This window comes from Acidihalobacter sp. (assembly GCF_037381185.1).
In the GTDB taxonomy this organism is placed as follows: domain Bacteria; phylum Pseudomonadota; class Gammaproteobacteria; order DSM-5130; family Acidihalobacteraceae; genus Acidihalobacter_A.
In genome coordinates, this window is the sequence record NZ_JARRQY010000003.1 from 38385 (window position 1) to 56594 (window position 18210).

An 18210-nucleotide genomic window follows, 5' to 3' on the forward strand; every position below is an offset into this window, starting at 1 on the left:
AACCCCGTTCGGCAGGGGCTGGCGGCGCGCTGGGGCGGTTACCAAACCGTAAGTGGATCGGCGGTCATTGCGAGGTAGGCTTTTCGGGTAAATTCAACCCGTTAAGGAACCCTTGCGATGATGACCTCCGATCAAAAACTCCATGGTGCGACGGCAGAATTGCCGGACGATGGTCCGAGCCTGCTCGCCCGCACCCTGCATTGGCTGATGGCCCTGCTGGTGGTATTCCAGGGGCTGCTCGGCTACGCCAACTTGCATGTCGATTGGTTTCGCCACCATGAGATGGCCGGTATCGTCATGCATCAGGAAGTCGGCCTGGCGATCCTGTTCATCGCGCTCTGGATGCTGTTTCAGCGCCTGATCGAACGACGCCGCTCCGGTCATGGCCTGAGTGACATGCAGGCCCGCCTGGCCGGCATGGCGCACGGCGCCTTGTATCTGTTGATACTCGCCGAGTCGTTTCTCGGTATCTGGATCATGGGCCTGACCGGGGCCGGGCTGAGCTTCGTGTTCTGGCACGTCGGCCTGCCGATCGCGCCGGATCCGAGGTTGGTCTACTCCGGCGGCCTGATGCAGATCCACGCCTTTATCGCCGGCACTCTGGCGACGTTGGTCGTCGGCCACGCCATAGCGGCGCTTCATCACCATTTCGTGCTCGGCGACGACGTGCTGCGCCGCATGCTGCCGTGGAAACCGCGGCCGGAACGTGCAGCGTTCCGTGCGCCGGCAACGCCCGTGGTGGACGTTGCCGGCGAGCGTTGATGCCTACTTGACGGCTTCGTCCGCGACGACCGAGCCGATGCGCTCGGCGATGTTCGGGTCGCGGCCGACCATGCGCCAGGCGTAGAGGAAGGCTACGACCAGCACCGCCAGCGCAATGTAGGGATAGAGGTTGAACGGATACGGCTGGCCGGGCGTGACCAATCCCCATACCGGCAGGATCATGGCCAGGAAGCCCAACGCGGGCAGCAATGCGTGGCGCAGCCAGGAGAAGGTCTGTCGGTGTGTACGCCAGACGTACACGGGCAGGGCCAGATTGGTCACGCCGTAGATGATCGCCACCGGAATGGTGCCGCAGGTCGCTGCTTCGCCGAAGTAGTCGACCGGATTCTTGCCTTCGGCGAACATGAACAGCAGCGCCAAGGCGATCAGCAGGAAAGTGGCGATGGAGGCCCACGGCGTGCCGTGTTCGGTGTGTACGGCGCCGAACACGTTCGGCAGCAGGCCCTCGCGGCCGCTGTTGAACAGGATGCGCGATTGAGCGTTCACCAGTCCGATCAGCGAGCCGAAGATGCTGGTGACGCCGGCCAGGTACAGCAGGACCACGATGCCGCCGAGCAGATGCGCGGTGAGGTCCACGTAGGGTACCTGGGCGGCATTGAGCGCCTTGACGTCATAGCCGAAACCGACCTCGGTGGCGTAGGCGAGGAAGGTATAGAGCAGGCCGATCGCGATGGCGCTGGTGAATAGTGCGCGTGGTACCAGGCGTCTGGGTTCCTTGGATTCCTCGGCCATCATCGAGGCGTTTTCCCAGCCGATGAACAGGAAGATGGCGATGGGAAAGCCCAGTCCGAGACCCTTGAAGCCGCCGTCGAGGTATTGAGGGTTGAAGGGGTGCAGATTGAGGCCGCCGTGGACGACCAGCAGCGCGATGCCGATGACGACCAGGATGGCGAGTTCGACCCAGAATGCGGCCGCAGCCCAGGCGGTGGACAGGCGCACGCCGCGTACCGTCATCACGCCTACCAGCACGATCGCCGCAAACGTGAGGATTTCCCAGGGGATGTTCAGGCCAAGGTATTTGTGTATCGTTTCGGCCGTCCAGCCGCCCATTACCGCGACCACGGCCGAGCCGGCGAGGATGTAGCCGAAGATCAGGAACACAGCGGCGGTGACCGCTGCGGTCGGGCCGAAGCCCTTGCCGATGAAGGTGACGAAAGAGCCTGCGGATGGCGTGAAGCGCGAGAATTCCGCCAGCGTGTTGGCCAGGAACAAGACTGCGACCATGGCTGCGAGTATGGTCAGCGGGGCGGCTATGCCGGCGCCGTCGGCGATGACGGCGAAGCCGAAGTAGAAGCTCATGGCCGGGGCGATGTTGGCCAGTGTGGCCGAAACGATGTGGCCAAGGCCTAGCTCGCCCTGCCGCAGTCTGGCGGGGGCGGACGGTACTTGGGTAGACATACGGAATCTCCTTAAGAATAGTTATGTCCCGCCGCACCGATAGTGGGCGGCAAGGAGTCCGGTGGTGGCGTTTTACAGCTTGTAGTAGTGGAAAATTCCGGTGAACGCCTGAGCCACCGTCGCACGCCCCCTTGCTATCGCCCTAACGAATCCAGATGCTTTTGACGTTGACGAACTCGTGGATGCCTTGGACGCCGAGTTCGCGCCCGTAACCCGAGGCCTTGACGCCGCCGAAGGGCAGGCGCGGGTCGCTCTTGACCATGCCGTTGACGAAGGCGCAGCCTGACTCGATGGCCTGCGCCAGGCGTTCTCCGCGAGCCGTATCGCGGGTCCATATGCTGCCGCCCAGGCCGAAGCGCGAACTGTTGGCAACCTCCAGCGCTTCATCGGCATCCTGCACGCGGATCATCGTCGCCACGGGGCCGAACAGTTCCTCGTGATAGGCGGGCATGCCGATGCCGACGTGGTCGAGCACCGTGGGCGCGTAGAAATGCCCAGGCCCTTCCAGAACGTGGCCGCCGAGGCGGCACTGCGCGCCGGAGGCGATGCTGCGCTCGACCTGCTGCGCGAGCTGGTCGCGCAGGTCCGCTCGGGCCATCGGGCCGATCCGCGTCTCTTCATCCAGCGGATCGCCGACCTTGAGCGCACCCACTGTCTCCACGAAGCGTTCGACAAAAGCATCGGCGATGGCCTCGGTCAGGATCATGCGCTTGGCAGCGATGCAGCTCTGTCCGCCGTTCTGGAAGCGGGCTGTCACGGCCTGGCTGAGCACCAGGTCGAGGTCCGCATCATCGAGCACGATGAAGGGATCGGAGCCGCCGAGTTCGAGCACGGCCTTCTTCAGGTTCTGTCCGGCCAGTGCCGCGACGTTGCGGCCCGCGCGCTCGCTGCCGGTCAGCGTGACGGCGTGCACACGGCCGTCGGCGATGACTTTTGCGCTTTGTTCTATGTCGATCGGCAGATTGACGAACACACCCTCGGGAATGCCGGCTTCGCGGATGAGGTCCTCGATCGCTGCGGCGATCTGGGGAACGTTCGGCGCATGCTTGAGCAGCAGGGTGTTGCCGGCGGCAAGCGTCGGTGCGACGTGCCGGAAGACCTGCCAGAACGGGAAGTTCCAGGGCATGATCGCGAACACGGTGCCCAGCGGTTCGTAGTCGATATAGCTGCGGCTGGCATCGGTGCTGACCGGCTCGGCATGCAGCATTGCCTCGGCGTGCTCGGCGTAGTATTCGCAGGCCCAGGCGCTTTTTTCGACCTCCGCCCGGGCTTCGCGGACGGGTTTGCCCATTTCCAGGCTGGCCAGGCGTGCAAGCTCGTCGCTGCGTTCGCGTAGATGGCTGGCCAGGGCGCCGACGTATTCCGCGCGCTCGCCTACGCTGCGGCTGCGCCAGGCGCGAGAGGCCTCGGCAGCGCTCTCCAGCGCATTTTCGAGCGTGGCGTCGTTCCAGAAATCGAAAGCGGAAAGCTGTTCGCCGGTTGCGGCGTTGATGGATTCGAGGCGCATGAGATCTCCGCGGAGTGGGGGCGACTCAGGGTGCGTATCGCACTCGGGGTCGATGGCTGTTTAATTTATTAAACATAGCAGCACCGTTTCACCTTCTCAAGGTGATCTGACACAAGGCGTCAAAAACAGTTCCGCACTGGATTTTTAAGGTTTTTTTAATCGTGTTCGAATATGGGGCAGTTGTGATGGTCAAATATTCAGTATTTGAATATTAAACACTCTTCGCTCTGGACAGGGGGTTCTACTCGCGCACACCGTGCGCTGCGACGTCCGGATTGCGGCCGGGAACTGAGGGTGATTCCAGCGTCTCGTCGGCGTCGGACCGGGCGAGTTGGGCCTCGCGCCGCAGCTTGCGGTCCATGCGGTGACTGATCCAGGCCGACAACAGCACGCTGACGGTCACGATCAGCACCAGCAGTGTGGCCAACGCGTTGATGACGGGACTGACGCCCAGGCGCACGCGCGAGAAGATCACCATCGGCAGCGTGGTCGAGCCGGGACCGGCGACGAAGCTGGCGACCACCAGATCGTCCAGCGACAGGGTGAAGGAGAGCAGCCAGCCGGCCATCAGCGCCGGCGCCAGACCGGAGAGCACCACCACGAAGAACACCTTCCACGGAGCGGCGCCCAAATCCATTGCGACCTCTTCCAGCGAGCGGTCGAGGTCGCGCAGGCGCGAGGCGATGACCACCGTGACGTAGGCTGTGCAGAAGGTCGAATGTGCAATCCAGATGGTGAGCATGCCGCGGTCGGACGGCCAGCCGATGCTGGTCTGCAGGGCCACGAACAGCAGCAGCAGCGACAGCCCGAGGATGACGTCCGGCATGACCAACGGCGCGGTGATCATGCCGGCGAACAGGGTGTGGCCGCGGAAGCGTCCGTAGCGCACCATGGACAGCGCGGCCAGCGTGCCCAGGACTACGGCGGTGCTGGCGCTGAAGAAGGCAATGCGCAGGCTCATCCAGGCGGCGTTGAGGATCTGTTGGTCCTGAAACAGGGCGGCGTACCACTTGGGCGAGAAGCCGGCCCATACGGTGACCAGCCGCGAGGCGTTGAAGGAGTAGACGATCAGGCTGACGATCGGGATGTAAAGGAACATCAGTCCGAGGCCGAGCATGATGTTCGGCGTGCGCAGTTTCATGACGCCGTTGCTCATCGCACGCCCCTTTCCAGTTCTCGCGACTGGTAGCGGTGAAATAGCACGATGGGTATCAGTAGAATCGCCAGCATGACGATGGCCACGGCCGAGGCGGTGGGCCAGTCATGGTTAGCGAAGAACTCGTTCCACACCACGCGGCCGATCATTAGCGTGTTCGGTCCGCCGAGCAGTTCGGGGATGACAAACTCGCCGACGGCCGGGATGAACACCAGTAGCGAGCCGGCGATGACGCCCCCCTTGGACAGCGGCAGGGTGATGGTGAAAAACGCCTTCCAGGGCCGCGCGCCGAGGTCGTGCGCCGCCTCCAGCAGGCTGGGGTCGTGGCGCACCAGGTTGGCGTACAGCGGCAGCACCATGAACGGCAGGTAGGCGTAGACCATGCCCAGGTACACCGCGAACTGGGTGAATATGATATGCAGCGGACGATCGATCAGGCCCAGCTTGAGCAGCATATCGTTGAGCAGGCCGTTGGTGTTGAGGATGCCCATCCAGGCGTAGACGCGGATCAGGAACGAGGTCCAGTACGGGATGATGATCAGCATCAGGAAGATGTTGCGCCGCGTGGGTGTGGCGCGGGCGATGGCGTAGGCCATCGGGTAGCCTATCAGCAGGCACAGCAGAGTCGAGATCGCCGCGATCTTGATCGATCCCAGATAGGCCAGGGCGTAGAGGTCGTCGCCGAGCAGGAACAGATAGTTGCCGAAGTCCAGGGTGAGCTGGATGACGCCGTCCTTGAAATGATAGAGCGCCGTGTACGGCGGGATGGCGATGGCCGAGTTGGCGAAACTGATCTTCAGGACGATGACGAAGGGGATCAGAAAGAACAGCAGCAACCATAGATAGGGAACGGCGATGATGAACCGCCGCCCGTGCGGAAACAGCGGTTTGTAGATCGGTTTCATCGCGTCAGCACCACGGCGGCGTGTTCGTCCCAGCTCAGATAGACCCGGTCGCCCCAGGTGGGACGTTCATCGAGGTCGCGGCTGAGATTGGGTTGGGTGGAGATGGCGCGTTTGCCGCTGTCCAGACGGACGTGATAGATCGAGTGGCTGCCCTGGTAGCCGATTTCGTCCACGGTACCCTGGGCACAGTTGAAGCCGTGTTCGGAAGGTTCGCGCTGGATACGGATCTTTTCCGGGCGGATCGCGGCCCACACCTGCATGCCCAGCGTCCCGCTGATGCCGTGGCCGACGCGGATCGGGCAGCAGGCTTCGTTCGATTCGATGATCACGTGGTCGGGCTCGTCCTCGGTCAGCGTGCCTTCGAACAGGTTGACGCTGCCGATGAACTCGGCGGTGAAGCGGCAGTTCGGGTGTTCGTAGATCTCGCTCGGCGTGCCGACCTGCAGGATCTCGCCCTGGTCCATGACCGCCATGCGGTGAGCCATGGTCATGGCCTCTTCCTGATCGTGCGTGACGATGACGCAGGTCATGCCGAGCTGTTCCAGGATGTTGACGATCTCGAACTGCACCTGGTTGCGCAGTTTCTTGTCCAGTGCGCTCATCGGTTCGTCGAGCAGCAGCAGTTTGGGGCGCTTGGCCAGGCTGCGGGCGAGCGCGACGCGCTGGCGCTGGCCGCCAGAGAGCTGGTGCGGCTTGCGCTTGGCGTAGGGCGTCATACGCACCAGTTCGAGCATTTCCCTGACCGTTTTCCTGATCTGTTCCCTGGGCTGGCCCTCCTGCTTCAGGCCGAAGGCGATGTTCTGCTCGACGGTCATGTGCGGGAAGATCGCGTAGGACTGGAACATCATGTTGGTCGGGCGGTGATGCGGTGCGACGCGGGTCATGTCTTCGCCGTCGATTAGGATGCGTCCGGCACTCGGCGTCTCGAAGCCCGAAAGCATGCGCAGCAGGGTGGTCTTGCCGCAGCCGGTGCTGCCGAGCAGGGCGAAGATCTCGCCTTTGTGGATGTCTAGATTTGTCTCGAAGACGGCGATGGTGCCATCGAATTCCTTGCGCAGCCTTTCCAGGCGGACGTAGTGCTCGTCGGCCGTGGAAGCGGCGATAGTCGTCGTTTGCTCAGCCATGGTGAGTACCGGGAAACACTTGCATGCAGGAAAAAGCGCCTCGCCGCAGACGGCGAGGTGCCATACATCGATCGCTCAGGTTCCCGTCTTCAGACGGGTCCAGAGCCGCGTCATGGTCCGCGTAATCTTCGGCGTCGGCGTCATGAAGGTGTAGAGCTTGTCCATGACGGCCTGCGGCGGATAGATCGCCGGGTTGTCCTTGATGTCCTTTTCCACGTACTGCAGCGAGGCGGGTACGGGGTTGGAGTAGCTGATGTAGTTGGTATTGGCCGCCTCGACCTTGGGCGAGAGGAGATAGTTGATCAGCTTGAAGGCTTCCTTGGGGTGCGAAGCGTCGGCCGGCACGGCGAGCATGTCGAACCAGAGCTGCGCGCCTTCCTTGGGAATCACGTAGGTGACATCCACGCCGTTCTTGGCTTCGCTGGCCCGGTCGGCCGCCTGGAATACGTCGCCGGACCAGCCGATGGCGACGCAGATATTGCCGTTGGCCAGGTCGTTGATGTACTGCGAGGAGCTGAAGTAGCGAATGTAGGGGCGAACCTTTTTCATCAGTTGGTAGGCTTTCCAATAGTCGGCTGGATTCTGGCTGTTGGGATTCAGGCCGAGATAATGCAGTGCTGCAGGCATCACGTCGGTTGGCGCGTCCAGGAAGGCAACGCCGCAGCCCTTGAGCTTGGAGACGTACTTCGGATCGAACACCAGCTTCCAGCTGTCGAGCGGGGCGTCGGCGCCAAGGGCGTTCTTCACCAGCTTGGCGTTGTAGCCGATGCCGGTGGTGCCCCACATGTAGGGCACGCCGTAGGCATTGCCCGGATCGACCTTGGCGAGCTCGGCCATCAGGTGCGGATCGAGACCCTTCATGTTGGGGATCATGGCCTTGTCCAGCTTCTGGAACACGCCGGCCTGGATCTGGCGCGACAGGAAGTAGGACGAGGGCACGACGACGTCGTAACCGGTGTGGCCGGCCAGCAGCTTGCCTTCGAGTACCTCGTTGCTGTCGAAGACGTCGTAGGTGACAGGGATGCCGGTTTGCTTGGTGAAATTGGGGATAGTGTCTTCGGCGATGTAGTCCGACCAGTTGTAGACCCGCAGGGGCGGCGCATCGGCCGCCTGCGCGGCCTGTGCCACGCCCATCGCGGCGCAGGCCGCGAGTGTAAGCGACGTCAGGGTTTTGCGTAGCATGGTGGTTCCCCCCTCATTTCCGGTTGTGCCGCGAGCGGCGCCGTCAGTGATTTCGAACTGCTTCCCCTTCCTGCATCCCCGCGGTCATGCCGCAGGGTCTTTGTTGTCGAATTATTACGTGAAAGCCGGTGTTCTGTCGTGCCCAAAAACGGATGTTGCAAAAGGTATGCTGCAGGGCGCCGGTTCAGCCGGCGCCGATGGCCTTGTAGGTTTCGTCCAATGTCCTGCGGGCCTTGTCTATAAGCTCGTCGACCTGTTCGCGGCTGAGAACCAGCGGCGGCGAAATGATCATTGTGCCGCCCACTGCGCGCATTACCAGGCCGTTCTTGACGCTCAGGTCGCGGCAGAGGCTGCCGATCTTGCCGGGTTCCTCGAAGCGCTCCAGGGGCTGCTTGGCTTTGACCAGTTCCAACGCCGCCACCATGCCCACGCCGCGCGTCTCGCCAACCAGTGGATGCTCGCCCAGCTCGCGCCAGCGGGCCTGGAGGTAGGGGGCGATTTCCGCGCCGGCGCGTTCGATGATGCCCTCGTCGCGCAGGATGCGGATGTTCTCCGCAGCGACCGCCGCCGCCACTGGATGGCCGGAGTAGGTATAGCCGTGGAAGAACTCGCCGCCTTCCTCGATGACCACCTTGGCCACGTGGTCCGATACCATCACGCCGCCGATCGGCATGTAGCCCGAGGACAGACCCTTGGCGATGGGCATGAGGTCGGGCTTGAGGTCGTAGTACTGCGAGCCGAACCAGGTGCCGAGGCGGCCGAAGCCGGTGATGACCTCGTCGACGATCAGCAGGATGTCGCGCTCGGCGCAGATGCGCTTGATCTCCGGCCAGTAGCTGTCGGGCGGGATGATCACGCCGCCGGCGCCCTGAATGGGCTCGGCGATGAAGGCGGCGACGTTGCACTCGCCGATCTCGTCGATCCTGCGCTCCAGCGCCCGCGCGGCCTGGTGGCCGAATTCGGCCGGGTCCATGTCCGGCGCGCGGCCGAAGTGATAGGGCTGTTCGATGTGTTCGATGCCGGGGATGGGTAGGTCACCCTGCCCGTGCATGGGCTTCATGCCGCTCAGGCTGGCGCCGGCCACGGTGCTGCCGTGGTAGGCGTTCTCGCGCGAGATGATGACCTTCTTGTAGGGCTTGCCGAGCAGCTTCCAGTAGTAGCGCACCATGCGCAGGATGGTGTCGTTGGAGTCCGAGCCAGAGCCGGTGAAGAACACGTGTTTCATGTGCTCGGGGGTGACTTCCGACAGCAGCTGCGACAGTTCGATGGCCGGCGGGTGGCTGCACTGGAAGAAATTGTTGTAGTAGGGCAGCTCCTGCATTTGCTTATAGGCGGCCTCGGCCAGTTCCTTGCGCCCGTAGCCGATGTTGACGCACCACAGGCCGGCCATGCCGTCCAGGATCTGGTTGCCGTCGGAATCCCACAGATAGCAGCCTTCGGCGCGCGTGATGATGCGCGAGCCCTTGGCGCCTAGTTCGCCGTAATCGGTGAACGGATGCAGGTGGTGGGCGGCGTCGAGGCGCTGCCAGTCGGCGGTGGAGCGTTGCGGTTGACTCATGACGACGATTCCGGTGGCGGTTGATGCGTGTTCAGACGGACAGCAGCAGGAATTCGCGTTCCCAGGAGCTGATGACGCGGAAGAAGGTTTCGTACTCCTTGCGCTTGATCGCGGCATAGGCGCGGACGAAGCGTTTGCCGAGCAGTGCGTGCAGGGACTCGGGAGCGTCTTCGAGGTTCTGCAGGGAGTCCTCGATGCTGCGCGGCAGGCCGAAGGGCAGTTCGTAGGCGCTGCCCTTCTGTTCGGGGCGGGGCTCGATGCCTTCAACGATTCCCAGCAGGCCGCAGGCCAGAGTTGCCGCGAGAGCCAGGTAGGGATTGGCGTCGGCGCCGGCCACGCGGTTCTCCACGCGCCTGGCCTGGGGTGAGGCGAACGGTACGCGCAGGCCGACGGTACGGTTGTCGGTGCCCCAGTCCGCGTTGATCGGGGCCGATTCGTGGCGTGCGATGCGGCGGTAGGAGTTCACGTTCGGGGCGAAGAACGACATTGCCGCGGGCAGATAGGCCTGCAGGCCGCCGATGTAGTGGCGAAACAGTTCGCTCATGCCGCCGTCAGCGGTGCCGAACAGGTTTTCGCCGGTTGCGGCGTCGATCATGCTCTGATGAATGTGCATGGCGCTGCCGGGTTCGTCCTCGAAGGGCTTGGCCATGAACGTGGCGTACATGTCGTGGCGCATGGCCGCTTCGCGAACGGTGCGCTTGAACAGAAAGACCTGGTCTGCCAGCGACAGCGCCTCGCCGTGCAGGAAGTTGATCTCCATTTGCGCGGCGCCGGATTCGTGGATCAGCGTGTCGATGTCGAGTTGCTGCGCCTCGCAGTAGTCGTAGATGTCCTCGAACAGTGGATCGAATTCGTTGACCGCGTCGATGCCATAGGACTGGCGCGCGCGCTCCGGGCGGCCGGAGCGGCCGACGGGCGGTTCCAGAGGATAGTCAGGGTCGGTGTTGCGCTGCACCAGGTAGAACTCGAGTTCGGGGGCGACCACCGGTTGCCAGCCGCGCTTGGCGTATTCGGCCAGCACCCGCTTGAGCACCGCCCGCGGGGCGATGTCGACCGGCGAGCCGTCGCGCAGATAGCAGTCGTGGATCACCTGGGCGGTGGGGTCGACGGCCCAGGGTACCAGCCGCACCGTGTCGGGATCGGGGCGCAGGACCATGTCGATTTCGCGCGGATCGACCATGCTTTCGTCGTCCGGCCAGTCGCCGGTGACGGTTTGGATGAAGAGCATTTCGGGCAGGCGCATGCCCTGTTCCTTGCAGAACTTGTCCGCAGGGATGATCTTGCCGCGTGCGTTGCCCGTCATGTCGGGGATCAGGCATTCGACCTCGGTGATACAGTGTTCCTTGAACCACGCGTTGATGTAGTCCATTTCTGCGGTGTTGAAACTCATGTTTCACCTTGATTCGGCGGTGGTGTCATGGTCCGTTTCCGCCTGTCGTGAATTGGTGGGGTATCGAAGGCCGTGTGTCCGGCGTTTCAGGTGGACGTCTCTTCGCGGCAAGCCGAGCCGAAGGCCTCGAACATGTTCACCGAGACCGGATTTTCCGCGGCGCGCCACTCGGGATGCCACTGTACAGCAAGATTGAAGCCCGGCGCGTCCGGCGCGGTGAAGGCTTCAACCAGGCCGTCCGGGGCGAGTGCCTCGGCGCGCAGGCCGGCCCCCAGCCGGTCGATGCCCTGCCCGTGTACCGAGTTGACCTCTATGCTCGAACGTCCTGTCAGGCGCCGCAACAGGCCGCCTTCGCACAATTCGACACTGTGCGCCGGACCGTACTGTACGTCCAGCGGCTGGTTCGGGTCCTCGCGGTGGTCGAGCAGGCCGGGCAACTCGTGCACCTGCTGGTGCAAGCTGCCGCCGCGCGCCACGTTGAATTCCTGGAATCCGCGGCAGATCGCCAGTATGGGGATGCCGCGTTCGAGCGCTGTGGGCAGCAACTGCAGGGTCAGTGCGTCGCGGGCAGGATCGTGCTCCGTGCCAGGCGTGCTGGGCGAGCCACCGTAGTATTCTGGCTCGACGTTGCTGGGGCTGCCGGTGAACAGCAGGCCGTCGAGGGCGTCGAGCAGTGCGTCGACGGACAGGCGGTCCGCCAGAGAAGGGATCACCAGAGGCGTGACCCCGGCGACGTCGGTCAGCGCCGTCAGGTATTTTTCGCCCACCGTATGAAAAGGATGGAGGCCGATGATTTTGCGGTCTGCCGGAACCCCGATGAGTGGCTTGCGCGGCATTAAGCGACCTCATTTTATGTGTAATATATTAAACATAGCACCGGTCTTTGAAGGCGACAAGCTGTCTTTTTTGATGCTTGAAAATCCTTTCTGGTGGCTTAGTTATGCGCCTTTCGGCATTATTGGTAGATGTCTTGACAGTCTGGGCGCTCTGTTACCAGTATTTGGATATTAAACACGCAAGGCCGTGGACGACCGCTGACCGCGCACGTTGTCGGCGTCCGATGGGAGTTCTCAGGGGGAATGACGATGGCGGCATCGGCGCACGTTGAAATGCACGAGGAGCTGGCTGAGTTCCGGCGCCGATATCCACAGGCGCGCGCGGTGGATCTTCTCATTCCGGACGTCAATGGCGTACTGCGCGGCAAGCGGATCGACATCGACGCCCTGGACAAGGTGTTCGCCGACGGCGTGAATCTGCCCGGTTCGGTGTTCGGTGCCGACATTACCGGGGATACGGCGGAGGAAACCGGACTGGGTTTCGACATCGGTGATGCGGATCAGATCTGCCATGCGGTTCCCGGCACCCTGGCGGGCGTGCCCTGGCACCCGCAGCCCATGGGCCAGTTGTTGCTGAGCATGTACGATCTTGAAGGGCGCCCCTATTTCGCCGACCCTCAGCACGTGTTGGCCCGCGTGCTGGAGCGTTTCAAACACGATTTCGGGCTGACGCCCGTGGTCGCGGTGGAAATGGAGTTCTACCTGATCGATCGAGAGCGTGCCGCGCTGGGCGCTCCGCAGCCGCCGATTTCGCCGGTAACCGGTGAGCGTGAGCGCAAGACGCAGGTCTACGGCATGGCCGAGATTGACGACTACAGTGCGTTTCTAGCGGATGTGAGCGACGCTTGCGAGGAGCAGGGCATCCCGGCGGACACCGCCGTCGCCGAGTATGCTCCCGGACAGTACGAAATCAACCTACATTACACACCCGACGCGCTGGCCGCCTGTGCCCATGCCATCCTGCTCAAGCGCGTGGTCAAGCAGGTGGCGTCGCGCCACGGCATGGATGCCACGTTCATGGCCAAGCCCTATGATGACCGCGCCGGCAGCGGAACGCATGTTCACGTCAGCCTGGTCGATAATGCCGGGCGCAACGTGCTGGCCGGTGCGGATGAATTGGGCAGCGAGACTTTGCGCCACGCCATCGGGGGGCTCATGGCCACGATGGTCGAATCCATGGCGCTGTTCGCACCCAACGCCAACTCCTATCGCCGTTTCCGGCGCGACAACTTCGTGCCGCTGTGTCCCGCCTGGGCGTTCAACAACCGCACTACTGCGTTGCGCATTCCGGCCGGTGCCGATCATGCCCGCCGCGTGGAACATCGCGTGGCCGGCGCCGACGTGAATCCCTATCTGCTGACCGCCGCCGTGTTGGCGGGTATCCACCATGGGCTGAGCCAGCGGGTCGACCCCGGCGAGCCGGTGCAGGGCAATGCCTACGCGCAGTTGGAACCCTGCCTGCCGACCACTTGGGGTGAGGCGTTGACCGCCTTGGAGAACGCCGAGATCATTCCGCGGTATCTGGGGGCGGATTTCCTGCGCGTCTATCTGGCGAACAAGTACTTCGAGCGCGAGCGTTTCAGCTACCACGTCTCGCCGCTTGAGCACGAGTGGTATCTGCTCACTGTTTAAACGGACGGCCGGACGGGGGGCGATCCTCCCGGGGCATCCGGCCCTCTATCACGTTGCGAGACCAAATTATGCCGGGCCAGCCACACGTCGATTCCTACTACGCCGCCAGTCGTAACCGAAATCCCGAGTTTCCGCGTCTGGAGGGCGAGCAATCCGTCGATGTCTGCGTGGTCGGTGCCGGCATCACCGGCTGCTCGGCCGCGCTGCATCTGGCCGAGCGCGGCTACAGTGTCGCCGTGCTGGAAGGCGATCGGGTCGGTTGGGGTGCATCGGGGCGCAGCGGCGGCCAGAAGCTGCACGGTTTCGGCTGCGACATGAGCGTGCTGCGGCGGCAGGTCGGCGCCGACGACGCCCGCAGGCTGTGGGATATGTCGCTGGAAGCGGTCGACCTGCTCGATGGGTTGGTCGAACGACATGCGATCGACTGCGACTCGGCGCAAGGTTATCTGCATGCAGGCGTCAAACCGCGCCAGCGCCGGGATCTGGCCGAGTGGGTCGAGGACATGGCGCGCGAGTACGACTTCCATGGACTTGAACTCGTCGAGGGTGATGCCCTGCATGCGATGATCGGCAGCGACCGCTATGTTGCCGGCGTGTCCGATCCGCGCTGCGGTCACATCCATCCGCTCAACTACACGATGGGCCTGGCCGAGGCGGCCGAACGCGCCGGCGCGAGGTTCTTCGAGGATTCACGCGTCATCCGCATCGAGCGGGGCGAACCGGCGGTGGTGCATACCTCTGTCGGACAGGTGCGTGCGCGCCACGTCGTGGTCTGCGCCAATGCTCATCTGGACGGGCTGGAGCCGAAGATGTGGCATCGCATCATGCCGGTCGGTACCTACATCATCGCCACCGAACCGCTGGGCGAGGCGCTTGCCGAGCAACTGCTGCCCGGCAATGCGGCGGTTGCCGACAGCAACTTCGTGCTCGACTATTTCCGTCGTTCCGCCGATCACCGCATGCTGTTCGGCGGCCGGGTGTCCTATTCCACCATCGAGCCCATGTCGATCGGGCAGTCCATGCGGGCACGCATGCTCAAGGTCTTTCCTCAGCTGTCCGACGCGCGTATCGACTATGCCTGGGGCGGCTACGTCGCCATCACACAGAATCGCGCGCCGAACTTCGGCCGCCTCGCCGACAACATCTTCTATGCACAGGGTTTTTCCGGCCACGGCATCGCGCTTACCGGCCTTGCGGGCAAGCTCATGGCCGAAGCAGTCGCCGGCACGGCCGAGCGTTTCGACGTTTTCGCGCGCATTCCGCACATGCCGTTTCCCGGAGGGCGCTGGTTCCGGACTCCGGCGCTGGTGCTCGGCATGGCATGGTTCCGGCTGCGCGACATGCTGCCCTGACCGGCCAGAGAAGAACGCTCGGCGGTGTATGGAAGCCGCGTGTCGGCCCTTAACACTCGCCTGCGGGTTCTATGCAGTGGTGCCGACCAGCGTGCCGCTCCCGCTGAGCGGTTGCCCGGCGGTGAGGTCGCTGGCTGCCAGATTCTGGGTCAGGGTCTGCAGGAATTGCTCGAGACTGGAGCCATTTGCCGCTCCCGTCCCGGTAGTCGGTGGCGCGGACTGAGTGGCCAGGTTCTGAAAAGCCGATTCCAGTTGCTTGAGGGCAGGGTTGGAATTGGTCTCGTTGTTCGAGTCGAGGGTGGATATCAGACTCTGCAAGCGGTTTTCCAGACTGGCGTAGCCGGCGCTGGAGCCGGAGTAGGTGCCGGATGCGCTGCTGACCGGGGTCGCGCCAGCATCGGCGGACAGGGCCTGGGCGAGCGCGTAGATAAACGTATGCACCGGGTTGCCTGAGCTTTGACCGGAATTTGCGATGGGTGGAGGAGGCGGTGGCGGGGCGTTGGCCGCTTCCGCCGCACTGCTCGCTGCAGCGGGCGGCGTAACGACAGGAGGTGTTTCGAAGCCGCTTTGCTGCAGGGCGAGGCTGAGCGCCTGTACCAAGCCGTTGGCTGCGCTTTGAGCGCCGCTGCCGGTGGTTTCCGCGCCGCTGTCGGCCGCGGCACCGGACAGCGTGCTGTTGTAGGGGGTGTTCGCGGCATACAGACCGCCGAGCGGTGCGTTGCCGATACTGTCGATGGACATGATGACCTCCCTTGAGGCCGTTCCTCGATGCCGTGTGATGGTCACCTTGCGCCTGCAGGCGCAAAGCATTCCACCTGAAAGCATAGTCGATCAGCCGCCGGATTGCGCGCAGCGGTGGCCTGTCATTCGGGGGCGTCCCGGGGGCCGACCCAAAACAGCGGGTTGTGGGCGACTTCCCACAGGTAGTCGTCCGGGTCTCTGAAGTATCCGCTGTAGCCGCCCCAGAAGACCTTCTGTGGGGATTTCACCAGCCTTGCGTCGGCATTAACGGCCAGTGCCATCGCCTTGTCGACTTCTGCTTCCGAGGCGACGTTGTGCGCCAGAGTGAAACCTCTGAAACCATCACCGTCGGCGGGTACGCCCGCATCCTCGGCCAGAGCGTCGTAGCCGTATAAGCCGAGCCAGGTGCCGTTGAGCGTGAAGAATGCGACTTCGGTGGGCGATTCCATGCGCGGGAAGCCCAGGCCCTGCTCGTAGAACTCGATCGCCTCGCTCAGGTCGCGGACGCCAAGGGTGATCATGCTGATGCGTGGATTCATGGCTGGAGCCTTGTGCAGACGGGTGGGACGACCCTGGCAGCGCCGTTCAGGAAGTCGCGTTCAAGGCACGTAACAACTGATTAAAGCACTCCTGCGGCGACCGCCCCGCGGTATCGATGTGAATGACGGCGTCCGCCCACGGCTGGTATTCGCGATCTTCGATGTCCTGCCAGGTGGGCAGGCGCAGTCCGTCGATGTCGCTTGCGCGGCTCTCCACGCGCTGGCGATGTTCATGCGGGTCCGAGCAGAGAAGCTCGACATCGATGCATCTGGCGCCGGACTTCTCGGCCAGGTGCTCCCACGCCCGGCGCGTGATCTCGATCGGGTTGCACGAGTCGGCAACCACGTCGATACCCAGTTGCAGGTTGTCGGCGGCGATCCTGTGAGCCAGGCGGTAGCCTTCGTCCGCGTGCACCCTGACGGCGCAGATATCTTGCAGCGCCTGCTCCAGCGTATCGATACGCAGATAGGCGGCGTGAAGGTGGCCGGCGAGCGCCCTGGCCAGCGTCGTCTTGCCCGTGCCGGGCAGGCCGGAGAAGCTGTAGAGGACCGGCGTTCCGTGGTCGCCGCCGTTCACCGAGGCGGGTGGTCCGGGCTTGCGGCCTCGCGGAGCATTCATCATCGGCTTTGATCCTCCCGGCTCCGCACGTGGTCCGTCGGCCTGCTATTGTTGTCCGAGGCAGTTGCGTTCCGGCACGCTTGTCGACGACAGGCGACTGCTGTTGCCCTTCGTATTTGATTGTTCCGGCCCTATCGCCCCCTCGCTACCTTGCTGCGGCACGGTGCTTTGCGCCCGCTGACAGGCGGGCCACGGCCGGAAAGTCACCCGAGTGTGCCAGGGACCGGTACACACCGCTACAGCCAGGAGGCATGACGATTCGGATGCAAGAACAGTCTCTTCAGAGTGATGGGCGACTCGGTATGCGCATCATCGCTTTCGGCTTCATCGCAACCTTCGTTTCGAGTTTCGGACAGACCTTTTTCCTGGGCTTGTTCAGCCCGCAGTTCGAGGCGGCCACCGGTATCGGCGGCGCTGGTCTGGGCATGCTGTACGGCTTGGCGACCCTGCTCAGCGGCAGCCTGCTGTTCTGGCTCGGAGGTGCGTTGGACCGGGTGCCGCTGCGCCGGGCCATCCTCATCGCGTCGGGTATCTACCTGGCCGGAAGCCTGCTGGCGGGCGCGGTAGGCACGCAGACCGGTCTGCTCGCGGCGTTTTTCCTGTTGCGCCTGGGTGGTCAGGGGCTGATGTCGCACCTTGGAATCGTCACTGCCGCGCGTGGCGGCGGCAGACGCAAGGGGGCGATGATCGCTTGGGCATCGATGGGCGTGATCCTGGGCGAAGCGGTGTTGCCGGCTGCGGTGCTGGCCGCCGTGGCCGTGGTCGAGTGGCGCTGGTTGTGGCATGGCGTGAGTGCTCTGCTCCTGTGTGCGGTCCTGCCGGCGCTGTTGCTGTTCGGCCGTGGCCTGCCCTGGATGGTTTCCGCCGGCGATGCAGGCACGCCGCAGCCCTCGATAGGGCAGCGCCGCGTCCTGTTGCGCCAGCCTGCTTTTTGGGCCGGAGCGGCCCTGTTGCTGGCCCCGCCGTTCATGGCGACCGGATTTCTGTTCGAACAGGCCGCCATCGGCAGGCTGATGCATTGGTCGCCGCAGTCGATCGGTGCGGCGTTCATGGTATTCGCGCTGTCGCGGGCCCTGGGGACCTGGGGCTATGGCCGCCTGGCGGACCGTTTCGGCGCGCTGCGCATGGCGCGTCTGCACCTGCTGCCCATGGCGCTCGCGTTCGCGTCGCTGGCCGTCCCCCTGGGGAGCGCTTCGATCTGGGTGGCCTTTGCCGGCGTCGGCTTTACCAACGGCGCCAATTCGGTGCTCGGCGGCGCGGTCTGGGTGGATTTGTTCGGCACCGCGTCGATAGGCCTGGTGCGCGGCGTGTTCGTGGCCTGCACGGTGCTCGCCACCGCCGTGGCTCCGGCGGTTACCGCCCTGATGCTGTCGCCGCAGATCGGCGCCGGGGCGATGGGGCTGGCTTTCGCCGCCTATTGCGTGCTGGCGTCGCTGCTGGCCGGTCCGGCTCTGCTGCGCCGGGGCGCAGCAGAGCCGGACTAGCCGT

At 63.9% G+C, this 18210-nt stretch carries 16 protein-coding genes; 4 read left to right on the top strand and 12 right to left on the bottom strand.

The window, feature by feature from the left end:
- Positions 1-117: 117 nt before the first annotated feature.
- Positions 118-762 (top strand): cytochrome b/b6 domain-containing protein, encoded by a 645-nt coding sequence (locus tag P8014_RS01315; RefSeq protein ID WP_337815502.1) that lies wholly within the window; start codon positions 118-120, stop codon positions 760-762.
- A 3-nt stretch (positions 763-765) separates the two neighbouring features.
- Here the strand turns inward: P8014_RS01315 and P8014_RS01320 are convergent, their stop codons facing one another.
- The 9 genes from P8014_RS01320 to P8014_RS01360 form a co-directional block, all read right to left on the bottom strand.
- Positions 766-2181 (bottom strand): APC family permease, encoded by a 1416-nt coding sequence (locus P8014_RS01320; protein WP_337815503.1) that lies wholly within the window; start codon positions 2179-2181, stop codon positions 766-768.
- Between the two features lie 142 nt (positions 2182-2323).
- Positions 2324-3688, bottom strand: coding sequence for an NAD-dependent succinate-semialdehyde dehydrogenase (locus tag P8014_RS01325; protein ID WP_337815504.1), 1365 nt, complete (start codon positions 3686-3688; stop codon positions 2324-2326).
- Between the two features lie 241 nt (positions 3689-3929).
- Positions 3930-4844, bottom strand: a complete 915-nt coding sequence (locus P8014_RS01330; RefSeq protein WP_337815505.1) for an ABC transporter permease subunit — start codon at positions 4842-4844, stop codon at positions 3930-3932.
- Positions 4841-5749, bottom strand: coding sequence for an ABC transporter permease subunit (locus P8014_RS01335; protein WP_337815506.1), 909 nt, complete (start codon positions 5747-5749; stop codon positions 4841-4843). The genes P8014_RS01330 and P8014_RS01335 overlap by 4 nt, the downstream gene beginning before the upstream one ends.
- The gene (gene potA, locus P8014_RS01340; protein WP_337815507.1) at positions 5746-6873 is read right to left on the bottom strand and encodes a polyamine ABC transporter ATP-binding protein; all 1128 of its coding nucleotides are present in this window, start codon (positions 6871-6873) and stop codon (positions 5746-5748) included. The genes P8014_RS01335 and potA overlap by 4 nt, the downstream gene beginning before the upstream one ends.
- Before the next feature lie 75 nt (positions 6874-6948).
- Positions 6949-8055 (bottom strand): polyamine ABC transporter substrate-binding protein, encoded by a 1107-nt coding sequence (locus P8014_RS01345; protein ID WP_337815508.1) that lies wholly within the window; start codon positions 8053-8055, stop codon positions 6949-6951.
- A gap of 184 nt (positions 8056-8239) precedes the next feature.
- Positions 8240-9613 carry an aspartate aminotransferase family protein gene (locus P8014_RS01350; protein WP_337815509.1) on the bottom strand — a complete coding sequence of 458 codons (1374 nt, stop codon included), beginning with the start codon at positions 9611-9613 and terminating at the stop codon, positions 8240-8242.
- A 31-nt stretch (positions 9614-9644) separates the two neighbouring features.
- Complete coding sequence (locus P8014_RS01355) at positions 9645-11003, bottom strand: glutamine synthetase family protein (RefSeq protein ID WP_337815510.1); 1359 nt, start codon at positions 11001-11003, stop codon at positions 9645-9647.
- A gap of 86 nt (positions 11004-11089) precedes the next feature.
- Positions 11090-11839 carry a gamma-glutamyl-gamma-aminobutyrate hydrolase family protein gene (locus P8014_RS01360; RefSeq protein WP_337815511.1) on the bottom strand — a complete coding sequence of 250 codons (750 nt, stop codon included), beginning with the start codon at positions 11837-11839 and terminating at the stop codon, positions 11090-11092.
- Positions 11840-12088: 249 nt separating this feature from the next.
- On the opposite strand from P8014_RS01360, the gene P8014_RS01365 reads away from it, so the two are divergent.
- On the top strand, positions 12089-13471 hold the full coding sequence (locus tag P8014_RS01365) for a glutamine synthetase family protein (RefSeq protein ID WP_337815512.1): 1383 nt from the start codon (positions 12089-12091) through the stop codon (positions 13469-13471).
- A gap of 68 nt (positions 13472-13539) precedes the next feature.
- Entirely contained in the window at positions 13540-14823 is a 1284-nt protein-coding gene (locus tag P8014_RS01370) for an FAD-binding oxidoreductase (RefSeq protein WP_337815513.1), read from the top strand.
- 69 nt (positions 14824-14892) lie between these two features.
- On the opposite strand, the gene P8014_RS01375 is transcribed toward P8014_RS01370, so the two are convergent.
- The 3 genes from P8014_RS01375 to P8014_RS01385 all read right to left on the bottom strand — a co-directional run bounded on the left by P8014_RS01375 (position 14893) and on the right by P8014_RS01385 (position 16725).
- Complete coding sequence (locus P8014_RS01375; protein ID WP_337815514.1) at positions 14893-15564, bottom strand: hypothetical protein; 672 nt, start codon at positions 15562-15564, stop codon at positions 14893-14895.
- 122 nt (positions 15565-15686) lie between these two features.
- A complete protein-coding gene (locus tag P8014_RS01380) occupies positions 15687-16103 on the bottom strand; it encodes a VOC family protein (RefSeq protein WP_337815515.1) in 417 nt (138 codons plus the stop codon).
- A 46-nt stretch (positions 16104-16149) separates the two neighbouring features.
- Positions 16150-16725: an AAA family ATPase gene (locus P8014_RS01385; protein ID WP_337815516.1), complete on the bottom strand. Its 576-nt coding sequence runs from the start codon at positions 16723-16725 to the stop codon at positions 16150-16152.
- Positions 16726-17024: 299 nt separating this feature from the next.
- Between P8014_RS01385 and P8014_RS01390 the strand changes: the two genes are divergently transcribed.
- Positions 17025-18206: an MFS transporter gene (locus P8014_RS01390; protein ID WP_337815517.1), complete on the top strand. Its 1182-nt coding sequence runs from the start codon at positions 17025-17027 to the stop codon at positions 18204-18206.
- The last annotated feature ends 4 nt before the right edge of the window (positions 18207-18210 follow it).